Source organism: Anaplasma platys, assembly GCF_012790675.1.
In the GTDB taxonomy this organism is placed as follows: Bacteria; Pseudomonadota; Alphaproteobacteria; order Rickettsiales; family Anaplasmataceae; genus Anaplasma; species Anaplasma platys.
Map to the genome: position 1 here is coordinate 1,154,914 of NZ_CP046391.1, position 14,632 is coordinate 1,169,545.

Consider the following 14,632-nt stretch of genomic DNA (forward strand, 5'->3'; position numbering starts at 1 on the left):
GCTGATTTTTAACATAAGCGCTGTAGTGTGCATTGAGAATGCATCTGTTTGTTGTCCCATTAGCTGGAAAGCGGAGCCATGCACGAAAGCACGCAAAAAAATGCATGTTTACATACCGAAGAGACAGGTTTTCACGTACAATTACTTAACACATATCATGAAATGAATATGTACTAAGAAAAGGTATTACGTCCACGGAGGTACGCGTGAGCAAACATGAAAAAAAAACAACTGAAACAAAAGAATCGGCAGTAGACAATGCTATTGCACAAATAGAACGCGCTTTTGGACGGGGTTCGATAATGCGACTGAAAAATAGCCCCTTGGAATGCGTAGAATGCGTTCGGACTGGCTCAATTGCTCTAGATGCTGCGTTGGGTGTGGGGGGGTTGCCCAGAGGAAGAATAATTGAGATATTTGGCCCTGAAAGTACGGGGAAAACAACACTGGCACTTCACGTAATAGCCGAATCACAACGTAATGGGGGTACGTGTGCTTTCATTGATGCAGAACATGCTCTGGATACTCTTTATGCGCGTCGGTTAGGCGTCAATGTAGGTGATTTAATCGTTGCACAACCAGACACAGGCGAACAGGCTCTTCATATCGTGGAACACCTGGTGAACTCAGGCGCTGTGGACGTAATTGTTGTGGACTCCGTGGCAGCATTAACACCACGCGCAGAGATAGAAGGCGAAATGGGAGACCAACACATCGGATTACAGGCACGCTTGCTAAGCCACGCGCTACGAAAACTGACCTCGGTAGTGTCGAAGGCAAACTGCGTGCTGATCTTTATAAACCAAATACGGGTGAAAATTGGTGTTATTTATGGAAATCCTGAAGTGACTACGGGGGGAAGCGCTCTCAAATTTTACACTTCAGTACGCTTGGATATTAGAAAAATTAGTAGCATAAAGGAAAAAGACAATATCGTTGGAAGTTTAACACGAGTAAAGGTGGTTAAAAATAAAGTAGCGCCTCCTTTTAAACAAGCTGAGTTTGACATAATGTACAGCGAAGGTATATCGAAAATGGGTGAAATTCTTGATATGGGAGTCAAATTCGGTTTCATTGAAAAGTCGGGTGCTTATTATACTATGGGCAGTACTAAATTGGGCCAGGGCCGCGAAAATGCAAAGGCTTTCTTAAAGGCAAATCCTGAAACTGCAGGTTCGTTAGAAGGAATGATTCGTGCGCACCTTGATGAGATAATACGTGCAAGCGATGTTTTCGGTGTTGAGGCCACGCAAGAAGAAAAGGACATCGAAGAAGTTTTTTGACGCAATAGGGGCACGATACTGTGCCCCTTGAATACACTAAACACAAACAACTATTTGAATATGCACACTAAGTACTACGGAATCCGTTAGATACAAAGCAACTACCCGACAGAAACGTAAGACTGTTTGTGGCTCTGGGTAGACTTCATCAACAGGATTACGCGGAACTAAGGGGAAAGCATAACTGTGTCACAAGTCAAGCAAAACACTTTTAGTTGAGTGCACACGCAAAATACCAAAACCCAACGAAGAACTGAGGAAAAAACGTATAAGCCGTACTGGCACAAACAAAAAACACTGTGGAAGGAACGCGTGGAAAAAACCGCATATGTGCTAAAAAAACACAACTAAATCAATTTAGAAATCTGCATTTCCCCCCCCCCCTCTCCTTGAAAATCCTGTGTTGTCAATATTCAGCCTACTAACCTCTTGAATTTGGAGCGGATTGCTACTATTTTCATCCACCGTATCTTGAGCGCTTGTAAGAAAAGTAGAAGAAACTTTGTTGGACACTTCGTCCTTCGTATTTACGTTAATACCTTTCGCCGTTTGGAGAGCGAATGATGCCAGCTTCTCCTGGTAGTTAATTTTGGAAAGCTTCATCCTATTAGACAACCTAGTTCGAACTACATCTAACAAAACCACCAGCATTAGCGCAGCGCGCTCAACCAACGCTTCAAAACCAACACCCCCGCGACGCGAAGTGATCAATACCTGCAAAAAAGGACTAAAACCCCTACCCTCTAACCAACTGCGCATAAACCTTCGGTACATTTCTTGTACTCCCCTACCAAAACATAACTATTACCCCGCAAGTTGAGAAACAGATTTCACTCTATTACACATCACGAAGTAGGCGACTCTTTTCCCTATTCCATTCCCGAGTCTTTATCGCTTCCCTCTTATCGTATAGTTTCTTCCCTTTCACAACCGCAATCCTTAGCTTAGCTATACCCTTCTCGTTAAAAAACATTAACCGCGGGACAACTGTCATTCCTGCATTCTTCATTACCCCAGCAATTTTGTATATTTCACGCTTTTTGAGTAATAACTTCCTAACCCGCAATGGGGGATGGTTCTTTTTATTTGATCTATTGTACTCTGAAATATGAAGATTATGAACCCACAACTCCATGCCAGATTCCATAACATAGGAATCACCCATACTAACCTTGCCCTGACGCAAGGATTTAACCTCACTACCAAGCAGCACCACGCCTGCATCGTATTCACTTACAACGAAGTAGTCAAACCTTACCTTGCGATTCTCAGAAATGACCTTCATACATCTGTCAGGTTCCTCCTAGATACCCGATAAGCTGCTTTATAGTAGACACCCTAACTCCGTGTTCAGCAGCGAACTTCATAATTTCCGGCAAACGCGACATCGTACCGTCCGCATTGATCATCTCACAAATAACCGCAGCATGTTCGGCCCCAGCTAACTTTGCAACAGCCACACCTGCCTCCGTGTGTCCTGCTCTTTCTGTTACACCACCTGGATGAGCTATTACTGGAAAAACGTGACCAGGAGTAGACAAATCGTCGGGCTTGCTTCCGGGAGAGACGGCAGTCAAAATCGTCTTCACCCTATCTTGCACAGAAACACCAGTAGTTATTCCATACCTTGCGTCTATAGAAGAAGTAAACGCCGTACTTCCCGCAGCAACATAGCGCCTTGGCGCAAGTTCTAACTGCAGCCTGTCTGCTAATTGCTGAGACAAAGCCAAACACACGATACCACTACCATGTCTGACCATCATACTGACGGCTTCTGGTGTAACCCGGTCCGCTAATACGACGAAATCCCCCTCGTTTTCTCTATCCTCATCATCTAACAATATAAAGACCTTCCCCTCCGCAGCGTCCCTAACAACATCCTCAATGGAAGAGAAGACACCCGAAGCCGATGACGGCTCAAAACCCATATGAAACTCAATCTTTAAATAAACTCTATTTTCATGATTTGATACACCTTGTAGTCCCCACGAGGAGTTTTGAGCTCCACGCTATCGCCTTCTTTTTTCCCGAGTAGCGCAAGAACTAACGGTGACTTTATGGAAATCATATTTTTCGAAACATCAGCTTCATATTCCCCAACAATCTGATATTTCACAACACTGGAGGAGTCGCTCTGCTCGTCGTAGACTGAAACAGTAACCGTGGCACCAAACATCACCGAATCGCCAGAAAGCTCAGACACTTCGATAACCTCTGCTCTAGATTTTTTAGATTCCAACTCCATGATCTTGCTTTCAACAAGACCCTGCCGCTCTCGAGCCGCATGGTACTCAGCATTTTCGGAGAGATCACCCAACTCCCTTGCATCTGAAATGGACTTTATAATCTTTGGCCTCTCGCTTTTAAGAGCCTCCAGCTCAGACTCAAGTTGTTGATAGCCCCTCTTTGTAATAGGAAACCTTGTAGTTACATAGTCACTCATACAGCACCTATACTAACGACAGCCAAACCCAGCAGCAAACCCTCTGATGATCTCTAACAGCTTGCTTTTTATATCATCCGCAATGTCTTCTGACAAGCATGCCATTAGATCAACGTGATCTGTACGTAACTTCTCTAACAAACCCTTCTCGAACCTACACATGTCACCCACGGCAATACGATCTACGCACGCATCTGACCCCGCAAGGATAACAACCACCTGCTCCTCAACAGACAACGGAGAATACTGACCTTGCTTGAGAAGCTCCATAAGTCTGCGACCACGCTCCAGCATAGACTGCGAATTTACATCAAGATCGGAACCAAACCTTGCAAAATCCTCCAACTCCCTATACTGAGCCAGAGATAACTTCATCGAACCTGCAACTTTTTTAACAGACTTCACCTGCGCTGCTGAACCCACCCTTGATACCGACAGACCCACGTTCACAGCCGGCCTGAATCCTTGATGAAACAGCTCTGACTCCAAGAAAATCTGACCATCAGTAATGGAGATCACATTAGTCGGAATATAAGCAGAAACGTCCCCAGCTTGCGTTTCGATTATAGGAAGCGCAGTAAGTGATCCGCCACCAAGCGCGTCGCTCATCTTTGCAGCCCTTTCCAGAAGACGCGAGTGGATATAAAACACATCCCCAGGATAAGCCTCACGTCCGGGCGGCCGCCGCAGCAGCAAAGACATTTGCCGATACGCTACCGCGTGCTTGGACAAATCGTCATAGACGATAAGACAGTGCATGCCATTGTCACGAAAAAATTCCCCCATAGCACAGGCAGCATAAGGCGCCAGGTATTGCACAGGAACCGCATCGGAAGCCCCAGTAGCAACAACTATAGTATAATCAAGAGCTCCCGCCTCACGCAGTTTGTCAACCACCCGGGCAATAGACGAATTCTTCTGCCCTATTGCCACGTATATGCAATAAACCCTGTCCTTCTTAGCAGCCTTGCTGTTATAGCGTTTCTGATTAATTATAGTATCAAGAGCAATAGCCGTCTTACCTGTTTTTCTGTCTCCTATTATCAGCTCCCGTTGCCCCCTGCCTATTGGGATTAGCATGTCTATGGTTTTTATACCAGTCTGCAACGGCTCGTTCACTGGTTGCCGCGCCATTATCCCAGGCGCCCTTATCTCTACAGGATTTTCCCCGTCACCGCTCGAGACCTCGCCTTTATCATCCAGCGGCGCACCTAGTGGGCTCACCACACGCCCAAGCAGCGAAAAACCCACCGGAACTTTCATTAGCTCCCCTGCACACGTTACAGAGTCCCCTTCTTTGATCTCCCGGTCTTCACCAAAAACGACAACACTAGCCACATCACGCTCCAACCCGGAGACGACACCTTTAGTACCAGAAGCAAAGGTAACCGTTTCACCAAATCCAGCTCCATCGAGCCCGTAAACCACGGCTATCCCATCCCTCACCGACAAGACCTCGCCGACGCTGCTAGCTCTCACGGGATTGCCAAAGCTCTCGATTCTTTCTTTCAAAATCTTAAGCACTTCACCCGAAGATACACCACCCATGCTCTATCCTACAATCACTAGATATTTAAAATAGCTTCCCTACAAATCCGGTGCAGAGACCAAAGATGTCCTGAATAAGAAGCATCGACCACGAAGGAGTCGCCCTTTGCGATAAAGCCACCTAAAATCTCAGGATCAACACGCTTCGCCACCAATTCAGGAGTACCATATCTCTCCTGCAACATGCACAATATCTCTTTCTCCTCTCGCGGGGACAACGGCACAGCAGTAACCACCTCTAGATTATACATGCCGCGCTTTTTCCGGAGCATAACGAAAAATTTGTCGAAAATCTCGCCTATTACCGGGAAAAGCTCATCGGAAATAACCACACAAGCAAACCTTATCAGCATATCGCTGAACCCACAGGCGGTCTTAACACGCTCCAACACCTCAACCTTGGCCTCAAGGGAGACACCTGGATTCGCAAAAAATTCCCGTACACCCTCCTCGCAAAACACTTCAGATAAAACCCTCACCTCCTCCGGCATGCCGTCAGAACCGTCCATGACCATGTCCACTAGCACACGAGCGTACCCGTACACGGCGTGCTCACACCCCCGCTGACTCACGATATCTAAAACAACAAATAGGGAAAAACAGCCGTATTATTACGCACACATAATACCCAGTCAAGTATTTCCCTTCCCCCGCGCACGCATCGCCATACAACCTCCCTAGCTCGATAGTTCAACACTTCGCCGCGTAAATTACATGCGAAATTGTGCCATGAAATCTGCTGATGATCACGGGGCAAGTTCGAACAACATTGCAAACACTCTATCGACATACCCCACATGCTTGAAATAGCAATATAGACCGGTAACTAAAGCCGCCCCAACAGTAACAATAAGCACCTTAACCAACAAGTATGTTTTTTTCGGTGCCCCACTGTCACACCCTACACTGCACTCATCCGCGGCATGCATTTCAATCTTGATAGGCAAGGAAACAAAAAGTGCAACCCACCAGGTGATGGTAAATACCAACAAGGCCTCCGCTAGAATCATATAATTACTCTGAGACTAAAAAATCAAGGAATGCTTTATTCTACCCAGACTACAGAATTAAACTCACCACATGAGGAACACTCGTAGTCCCACTTTTCAACAACCTTGAGACACTGCCCACACTGCCAACGCATGTCGGGAACAGCATCCCTACGCATAGCATCAACCCAATAGGCAATTTCATCTAAATTTTCCAACTTGACCATAACATCGAGCATCATGGCGTATAACTGCACATAATTGTAACTTTCCAAAGCCCGCTTCAAACACTGCTCCGCAGCGCTGTACTGCTTGAGGGCTATATGCTTTCTGGCCATCAATACCAAGCCCGTGTAGCTGGACGGCGCAATGTTGCCGAGTCTGTCTATGGCAGAATTAATATCCTGGGAAATCTCCAAATACAATACAGCAACCTCATTATTAGGAACCTCCTTATAGTAGGATTCCAAGACCTCCAGTGCCTTTTTGACATGACACAACTTTACATTCAGCCTTGCATATAGAAGCACCGATTGCAAACTACGCGCCTTTTTTAATAGGCTAAGCCCCTCCTTATACCGTCCAGCAATATAAGAAGACTCGGCCAATTTATAACAAGCAATTTCCTCCAATGCAGCGACGTCATGACCGCAGGGTATATTGTGCCTAGAAATGAACTTTAGTTCCGTGAGCACATTTGCCCATTGGCCACTCATGAGAGCAATCTCGAGCCTAAATATACTAACCCAGGAATTACCATGAAACACACAGCATAGACGACTAAGCACCCTAAGCTTGCAGTCCCGGCTTTTTTCATTTTTCAGCACTGAAACAAGCCACATTCCCAACCCAGAATCATATAACCCCTTCGTGGTAATGTAGGAAAAGTATTTTTCAGCTATCTCGTATTGCCCTAAACGGAAACTAGCACATCCCTGCAGCAGTGCTAAAATGCTCCTATCTAACTTATTTAGCTTGTCTGCTACAACAACTACCTGCTTAACATCCTCGATGTTCCCCACACTTAGCCGCGCAAACTGCCGCCCCATTTGATCGTACTGCTTAGTGACCGACCAACACTTTACCCTATAAATACACCAAGACAACGCGATGCAAATGCGTGCCAACAGAACTATCGCAAGAATCGCCACACACACAACAAAAAGTACAAACGGCACACTTGCCTCTATGCCATAACCAGCAACTTCTAGCTTCAGAGCCATTGTTTCATAACTCTGCACCACAAACCCAGCCGCCATAGATGCCACTATGAAGATCAGAAAAAACATTATCATATGCCCTCTGGGTTCTTATGCACACGCTCGACAAGCTTATCGTAAATAACAAACAGGTGTGCCTCTATTTCTAAAACAAACTCCAGATCCTGTAGCCACCTCTTTACCCTCGGCACAGCAGATAACGTGCTGCTTTTTCCAAATTCCAAAGTGCCTTCCCAATCACCTGCCCTCATAAGATTTTCCAAATCAACGTAGTCACGCCATATCTGAGAGTTACGATCCTTAACCGAAACCCACTTAGACACCAACTGCCACATAGCCCCTTGAGGACCAAAGTTTAGCTCATTTCTTATGGAGTAAAATTCCTCTCTAAGTTCTCTATATCCCTTCCTGTTATGAAACTTCTCTATCACCCGCAGGCTATCATCGATGCCTTGGTCATTTAGCGCCGTTAACACCGGCTTCACCACGCTTACTGAATCACTTGTCATCGCACCCAGGGCGAAAGTGCGTCGGAGATCCTGAACAATCAATAGCGCGCGCGCCAAACATTCCTCGGGCACGCAGCCATCCCTGTTAACAACAACTGTTTTGGGGGGAATGGACGATTTCAAATGTGCTATTGAAGACTTTATCTGCTCAGCCTTTGCTGCAACACCAGAAAGCTCATACTGCAGCCTACTATTATTATCCTGAAGCCTTTCTATACTAGCCATAGCCTTGAACAGCTCTTTTTTTACATCCAAGGCAAAATAGACGACACCCCATATCCACAATGCCAAGATACAGAATATCCCCAACCACCCGCATGTTTCCTTTCGCATTTATTTACTCATATTTCAGAATATCCACAGGATGCTTCCGCGCGGCCATAATAGCAGGAGGAAGAGTGGATACCAACGTGACTCCCAGCGCCAAAGCAGCCGCTTTTATGACATCTAAAAAGATCATTTCCGTTGATATTCCCTCCAGGCAATACGCAATGGATGCGAAAAAAGCCCCTTTATCAAAAGTAGCCAAAAAGTCGCTAATGCGCTCTATATTTACAGAAAATAACACCCCCATACAACATCCTATTGCAGTCCCAATGACCCCTATACACATACCACTGATGCAAAAAACTCGTATCACCGCAAATTTACTGAGCCCCATAGTGCGCAACATAGCGACTGACCTTATTTTCTCTTGCACTAACAAGGTAACACAGGAAATTATGTTAAAGGCTGCGACAACAATTATTAGCACTAGAATAAAAAACATGGCATCGCGCTCTAACTGCAGCGCATATAAATAGTGCCCCTGCTGCGTTTTCCAGTCTTCCACTCTCATGCGCGTCTTCTCTTTGATGGGCGCCAAAATAGCAGAAGATTTTTCTGCGTCACTAAGCTGGACCTCTATGTATTTCGCACTGTTTTCGTAACCAAAAAGCACCTGAGCACTTGGCAGCGGAATATACGAAAATGCGCTATCGTATTCGTACATTCCAACGTTGAAAATCCCAGTAACCTTATGCTTCTGCGTCCTCGGCGCAGACCCTAGTATAGTGCGCGCATCAACTGATGATACTACAGTGATCTCATCCCCGTAGTTCACGTTCAAACTTTCTGCAAGGCGCGATCCCAAAATTATACCTGGTTGCAGCTCTGTAACATTGCCACTCACCATATATTCCAACAACTTCCTATGAATCTCAGACATTTCCATTCCCCGCACTACTGCACCTATAGCCGCCGACTTTGATTTCAGTAATGCTTGCCCTTCCACCACAGGAACAGCGGAAACAACACCTTCTGTCGCTTTGATCTCTGCAAGAGAATTTTGACAATTCTCCCCCCTGTGACAGTACACAGTAACATGCCCATTCATCCCAAGAATACTGTCGAGCAATTTTGCCGAAAAACCGTTCATCACGGCCATGACGGAAATAAGTGTCGCGACGCCGATAGAAATGCCCAGAATAGAAAGAACACTCATTAGTGAACACAAAAATCTGCCATGCTTTGAACTTAGGTACCTACGCGCAAGCAGCCACTCAAGACCCATGTTCATCCCCAGCTTAGTATGCCCTACTCTATATCACGGTTCCACTACAGTTACAATTTGCAACACAACAGGTGCGCATCGGCGATTTCGCGCACGATGACCCCAAAAGCGGCACACAACCTTGTTTTGTGTCGGTGCAGTGAAGTCAGTTCCTGCGCCACCGCGTTCGCAGTGTCGTTATTACCGGATGCAGTCCCAGGCCATCCATGCGCCGTCCCGTTTTCTACGTTGTGACTTTTGTCCAGCCTCAGCCGGTTTTTGCCCATGCTTGTTGACCGCCACACAAATCCTTTGTCGGCGTGCGGCTTCTTGCTGTAACCCTTGTTTCCCGTCCCCTCTACACAACTCCAGCGTCCTTAACTGTTACTCGAGGTCGTCTCCGTGTCGCCGTCGTTTGTGCCATTCACTTTCTTCTCCCCACAAACCTTCTTATCAATCTCCGTAGCCTGATGGCCAACAGCCTCGGCAAAAGCACTACAAATAGGTAGTGACGCTAGGTATGTGTAACTTACCGTAACGTAGGTGATAACCGGCAGGTGCGTTTGGAGATGATTCTGAAGGTTATCCTGAAGATCTGCGTACTATGCTATGTGCACATGGCTATTGCGCAATGCTCGTTACTAACAACCATTCAACATTACTGACGTTGTCGACACCGCACGGATCTCTACTACCTCACCACCAGATACTGTACGTGTAAGTATACCAGCAACTGTGGCCTTTTCTTCGTCATCCAAATTACTTACCAAATCCCCAGCCATACCCTGAGCAGTGTTTATCTTCCCTTCCGCTGTCCCCGGCCAGCCCCGGTTGGTTTGCTTGTTGATGTACCATACGTGTTCCTTAACCTCCGCGGTTGTCGTGCTATCGCCTTGCTGTGTACGCGTCGTCACAGTGGCCGTACCGACGCGGCTTGTCGAGTCCGCTTTGCCTATCCCATGCAATGTGCCGTCTCGTTCGCGTATCACCCTGAATTTAATCGCTCTGCGGATGCCATTGTCATCCGGCCTCAGCTCCGCCGCGCGCTTTGTATTCCTATAACGGGCGCTAAACTCATTCATCCGACCCGGCCTCACACCTCCTATGCTCTCTTGGTCGATCGTGTCCACGTTTAACGTATCACCCTCATAGTCGACGCAACTCCACGCTGGATCCTTAACTCTCCTCGCCCCACCGCCACTCGCGCCCCTACCAAGCAACACGTCCCACCTATCATCCACCGCAACCTTCTTATTACAAACCTTGGGGTCAATTGATGGGCTTGTCCGTTCTTGGAAAATCATAATAACAGTAGTAGTGAAAGAACCAAGTAGCTTACCATGGAGCCGGAAAATACCTTTAGCAACTTCTTGATAGTACTCCTGGGCGACTTTGTTATAATGAGGCAACTCTCCCTGAGATGATGATACCAAGCATGTCCAACAACGTGGATGGATATAGCTCGTTTTTGATAGTAGCGGGTGTACTCTCCTTCTTTTATCCGGTAATTGCACGCAGATTTCACGCAGTGGGAAGCGCTTTTACCTTCGCTGTTAGCGCTCTTCATAGCCTATCGCTGCTGTTACTACTATATATCAGGCTCATTGATGATTTCTCTTTTGAAAACGTATATCAAAACTCGCATACTCTCCAACCCATTCTATATAAAATAGTTGGACTCTGGGGAAATTACGAAGGCTCGCTACTTTTGTATACGTGGTTATTGAGTGTAGCCGCGGTAATGCTACAACTTTTCCTTCCTGGCAACCATTTACGGTTTAACGCATTGTCGGTGCAACACCTACTTGTGGGAGCGTTTGTGGTTTTTCAAGTGGTTTTTGCCAACCCTTTCTTGCGTACATTTACCGTGGATGATGACGGGCTGGGGTTTAACCCTCTTCTACAAGATATTGGACTGTCCATCCACCCTCCAATACTGTTCAGCGGATATGTTGGGTTTAGCCCAGTATTGGCGATAACACTGGCTGCAATTCGCACAAATCTTTCGCCTGCAGTATGGGCACATCTAATTCGTGGCTGGGCACTAGCTGCCTGGACCCTTCTAACCCTTGGCATTGCCCTGGGGGGCTGGTGGGCATATCGAGTCTTGGGTTGGGGAGGCTTTTGGTCTTGGGATCCAGTTGAAAATGTTGTGTTACTACCGTGGCTTCTGGGAACAGCCTTGGTGCACATGTTACCTATCGTCAGAAAGAGCAACATATACTGCAATTTTACCTTCTTTCTGGCTATTTCAACATTTGCCAGTAGCTTGTACAGCATATTTTTTGTAAGATCCGGGTTTCTCATTTCGGTACACACATTTGCGAATGATGCAAGCCGAGGTGTCGCGCTGTTGTGTCTGGTAAGTACGATCATGATAAGCTGCTGTGCAGCTTTTGTAATGAATTGTAAAGCACGGAATGAAAGCTGTACCTTTAACCTGGTTTCGCGGATGACGCTGTTTATTGTCCATGTCATCTTAACGCTTGTCGCATTTTTTATAATACTTCTGGGCACTGTTTATCCCATCGTGTTAGAGGCGCTAACCAACGTCACCATAGCCGTAGGTGCTCCATATTACAACAGTCTCTTCAGTATAATACTGGTGCTTTTGCTGTTAGCGATGGTGGTCCTGCCATGCCTCAGCTACGATGGAAAACAACCTTTAATGCTTTCCTTCAAGGTCACCACCGTGGGCGCAATAGTATGTTTGCCGCTAGCGATATATCAGGGTCTTGTTGGCTTGCTTCTGTGGCTGGCAGGGTATCTGTTTTTCTCTATAATCGAAGACTTTTTGGTAAAGTTGCCCCACGCTTGGACAAGAGCCACATTTCTGGCAACCTTTCGTCCCGGCCGTTGCGCAATGCTGTCAGCTCATTTGGGAGTTGCTGTAGCTGTTGTGGGGATAGTTTATTCAGGTACAGCGCAATTAGATAAAACCGCTCACATGAAACAAGGCGACACAATTTCCCTACAGGGGTATACCGCTACTCTGAGCGATGTGTCTCTATTAAAAAAGGAATATTATGAGTCCCTCGTGGGAGAATTTGACATCAAGCGCACCGGACAGAATAAGACAATATGCAAACTTAAGCCGGAGAACCGTTTCTACTATGTTGAAGGCACTCATAACATTGTGAGTAGCACTTGCCACAATATAATGTCAGATCTGTATGTGGTAGTTGGCACTCCTAATGTAACCCATGGTCTACCGGTGCAGTTGCGCTACAAACCATTGATCAATCTGGTATGGGGCGGCTTTGCGTTGCTTTCTGTTGGAGGAGTTTTTGGCACTATTAATGCCGTATTGAAAATGCGCTCACTAAAGGGTAAAAGTACTTTGTGATATGTTGGTGGGAGATCGCCCCGTAGGGGGAAAAGTGATGTTGAGAGTTGGTTTCTTGAGCATAAATGTTTAAGCTGAGTACCCGCTGTGTAATCAAGGTTAGTGGCTGCGATGCTGCTCCTTTCCTGCACAATATCACGACAAATGACGTAAATTCAATGGTCCCACCTACCGCGATTTACAATTGCATTTTGAATTCAAGAGGGAGGTTCCTTTACGAATTCTTCCTGGTAAAATTGGATGAGTATTTCCTTATAGATTGTGCGTGTACGGAACGGGAAGATCTAATCGCATTTCTGCGTCTATATCGTGTGCAATTGAAAGTAAAGGTCCTCAAAGCTGACCAGTACGTTGTCGCAGTAGACGTTGGCCAGAACACTAACGTAAACGCACCTGTGTCGGCTGAAATTGGTGAAAATGGTACGGTGAGTTTTGCTGACCCGCGCTGTGCGGAGCTTGGAATGCGCCATATCATTCCAATAAACAGCCCGGCACTTGATAAGATTTCTAGGGAACAAGATTCTAGAGTATACGATGAGATTAGAATTAGGAATACTATTCCCTCGCCTGAGGATATGGTAAAGGGGGAATCTTTTCCGCTACATTTCGGGTTAGACAGAGTGAACGCTATTTGTCATAGAAAGGGGTGCTACATAGGCCAAGAGACCGTGGCACGTATGCACATAATCGGCGCTAAAAAGAAGCTATACACGTTGTGGGCAGTGGCTTCACCAGATTGGCCGCCCTTCAGCACCGAAGTGTATGCTGGCGAGATGCTGGTAGGTAAGCTATTAACCACCGCCGGCCCTTATGGCTTATCCTTATTAGATGTAAGTAAGGTGCAAGACCACCCCGGGTCATTAAGAGTGGGCAATTTGCCAGTAACGGTAACGGGCACAGTTGTCGACTAACTCTGGCCCGCAGGTCCCTCGCCCTCGTTAGCGGTCGGGCATTATTGCAGTCAAAGATACAGGGACGTACCTAGATAGTAATTTTAACTGGCGGGTACAGGATCCGCGGATCCAGTTTGAAAGCAACACTGACTGGGCGATGGAAGGCAGTGTTGGTTATAAGAAAAATGGCGCACGGATAGAAGTTGAATTAGGCTATGAAAAATTTGAAGCTAGAGGAATAGGCCCTGGTGGAAAGTATGCGAGAACGGAAACAGTACACCTTTTGGCGAAAGAGCTAGCGCATGATGTGGTAAGTGGCAAGACCGAACGTCTCGGGCATGCCTTAGCGGCAACTTCACCACATGATATTGTTGCGTTTGCCCAGGCCGTAGGACGGACGAGCCCATCAATTGACCCCAAGGTTTGTAATAAGAAGGTTGCGGTGGATGATAGTTTGGACTACACCGTGCCAGGCGGGAGCGGTGGGCGTAGCATACCGAGGATAAGAGCGGAGCCGTGGAGTTGCGTAGATTATGTTGACTTTCCTGCGGAGGAAACGGGAAGTACCGCGCAAAGAGTGAGTTCGCTGGCGAGTGACAGCACGTTGAGTCGGAGGTTTGCAAACTTGAGAGGGGCGAATACGTTGCGAGAAGACACGCCTGGGACATGTAGGAAGCTGTGGACAATGAACGGCCAAGCAATATATCCGGCCCCAAACTGCGCCAGTGTTACAGTCGAAAGCCGGGCGCTGTTGGGGGAAAGCAGTCACCGAGGAACTCCGACAGACGGGAAGCTTGGGGCACACGTGTGGTACACCAACAAGCAAACCAACCGGGGCTGGCCGGGGACAGCGGAAGGGAAGATAAACAC

At 46.8% G+C, this 14,632-nt stretch carries 16 protein-coding genes; 4 read left to right on the top strand and 12 right to left on the bottom strand.

Annotated features, from left to right (window positions below):
- The first annotated feature begins 206 nt into the window (after nt 1-206).
- A complete protein-coding gene (recA, locus tag ANPL_RS04480) occupies nt 207-1,283 on the top strand; it encodes a recombinase RecA (RefSeq protein WP_169193531.1) in 1,077 nt (358 codons plus the stop codon).
- Between the two features lie 357 nt (nt 1,284-1,640).
- Here the strand turns inward: recA and ANPL_RS04485 are convergent, their stop codons facing one another.
- From ANPL_RS04485 to ANPL_RS04840, 12 genes are all read right to left on the bottom strand, one after another.
- On the bottom strand, nt 1,641-2,057 hold the full coding sequence (locus ANPL_RS04485; protein WP_169193532.1) for a hypothetical protein: 417 nt from the start codon (nt 2,055-2,057) through the stop codon (nt 1,641-1,643).
- Nucleotides 2,058-2,121: 64 nt separating this feature from the next.
- A complete protein-coding gene (gene smpB, locus ANPL_RS04490) occupies nt 2,122-2,568 on the bottom strand; it encodes an SsrA-binding protein SmpB (protein WP_169193533.1) in 447 nt (148 codons plus the stop codon).
- A 7-nt stretch (nt 2,569-2,575) separates the two neighbouring features.
- Complete coding sequence (gene ribB / locus ANPL_RS04495) at nt 2,576-3,211, bottom strand: 3,4-dihydroxy-2-butanone-4-phosphate synthase (RefSeq protein ID WP_169193534.1); 636 nt, start codon at nt 3,209-3,211, stop codon at nt 2,576-2,578.
- 14 nt (nt 3,212-3,225) lie between these two features.
- Nucleotides 3,226-3,726, bottom strand: coding sequence for a transcription elongation factor GreA (gene greA / locus ANPL_RS04500; RefSeq protein ID WP_169193535.1), 501 nt, complete (start codon nt 3,724-3,726; stop codon nt 3,226-3,228).
- A 12-nt stretch (nt 3,727-3,738) separates the two neighbouring features.
- A complete protein-coding gene (gene atpA, locus ANPL_RS04505) occupies nt 3,739-5,274 on the bottom strand; it encodes a F0F1 ATP synthase subunit alpha (RefSeq protein WP_169193536.1) in 1,536 nt (511 codons plus the stop codon).
- A gap of 17 nt (nt 5,275-5,291) precedes the next feature.
- Nucleotides 5,292-5,846 carry an ATP synthase F1 subunit delta gene (gene atpH, locus ANPL_RS04510; RefSeq protein ID WP_169193537.1) on the bottom strand — a complete coding sequence of 185 codons (555 nt, stop codon included), beginning with the start codon at nt 5,844-5,846 and terminating at the stop codon, nt 5,292-5,294.
- Between the two features lie 174 nt (nt 5,847-6,020).
- Complete coding sequence (locus ANPL_RS04515) at nt 6,021-6,284, bottom strand: DUF1467 family protein (RefSeq protein ID WP_236822824.1); 264 nt, start codon at nt 6,282-6,284, stop codon at nt 6,021-6,023.
- A 35-nt stretch (nt 6,285-6,319) separates the two neighbouring features.
- Entirely contained in the window at nt 6,320-7,558 is a 1,239-nt protein-coding gene (locus ANPL_RS04520; RefSeq protein WP_169193538.1) for a tetratricopeptide repeat protein, read from the bottom strand.
- Nucleotides 7,555-8,325, bottom strand: a complete 771-nt coding sequence (locus ANPL_RS04525; protein WP_236822825.1) for a hypothetical protein — start codon at nt 8,323-8,325, stop codon at nt 7,555-7,557. The genes ANPL_RS04520 and ANPL_RS04525 overlap by 4 nt, the downstream gene beginning before the upstream one ends.
- 4 nt (nt 8,326-8,329) lie before the next feature.
- Nucleotides 8,330-9,544: a lipoprotein-releasing ABC transporter permease subunit gene (locus ANPL_RS04530; protein ID WP_169193539.1), complete on the bottom strand. Its 1,215-nt coding sequence runs from the start codon at nt 9,542-9,544 to the stop codon at nt 8,330-8,332.
- A gap of 50 nt (nt 9,545-9,594) precedes the next feature.
- Nucleotides 9,595-9,810 carry a hypothetical protein gene (locus ANPL_RS04785; protein ID WP_236822826.1) on the bottom strand — a complete coding sequence of 72 codons (216 nt, stop codon included), beginning with the start codon at nt 9,808-9,810 and terminating at the stop codon, nt 9,595-9,597.
- A gap of 354 nt (nt 9,811-10,164) precedes the next feature.
- Nucleotides 10,165-10,956 (bottom strand): hypothetical protein, encoded by a 792-nt coding sequence (locus ANPL_RS04840; RefSeq protein WP_169193540.1) that lies wholly within the window; start codon nt 10,954-10,956, stop codon nt 10,165-10,167.
- Between the two features lie 2 nt (nt 10,957-10,958).
- On the opposite strand from ANPL_RS04840, the gene ANPL_RS04540 reads away from it, so the two are divergent.
- The 3 genes from ANPL_RS04540 to ANPL_RS04550 form a co-directional block, all read left to right on the top strand.
- The gene (locus ANPL_RS04540; protein ID WP_169193541.1) at nt 10,959-12,869 is read left to right on the top strand and encodes a heme lyase CcmF/NrfE family subunit; all 1,911 of its coding nucleotides are present in this window, start codon (nt 10,959-10,961) and stop codon (nt 12,867-12,869) included.
- 65 nt (nt 12,870-12,934) lie between these two features.
- Nucleotides 12,935-13,780: a CAF17-like 4Fe-4S cluster assembly/insertion protein YgfZ gene (gene ygfZ, locus ANPL_RS04545; protein WP_169193542.1), complete on the top strand. Its 846-nt coding sequence runs from the start codon at nt 12,935-12,937 to the stop codon at nt 13,778-13,780.
- A 109-nt stretch (nt 13,781-13,889) separates the two neighbouring features.
- Nucleotides 13,890-14,632 (top strand): P44/Msp2 family outer membrane protein (locus tag ANPL_RS04550; protein WP_236822913.1); only part of this gene is annotated, 743 nt, incomplete at its 3' end.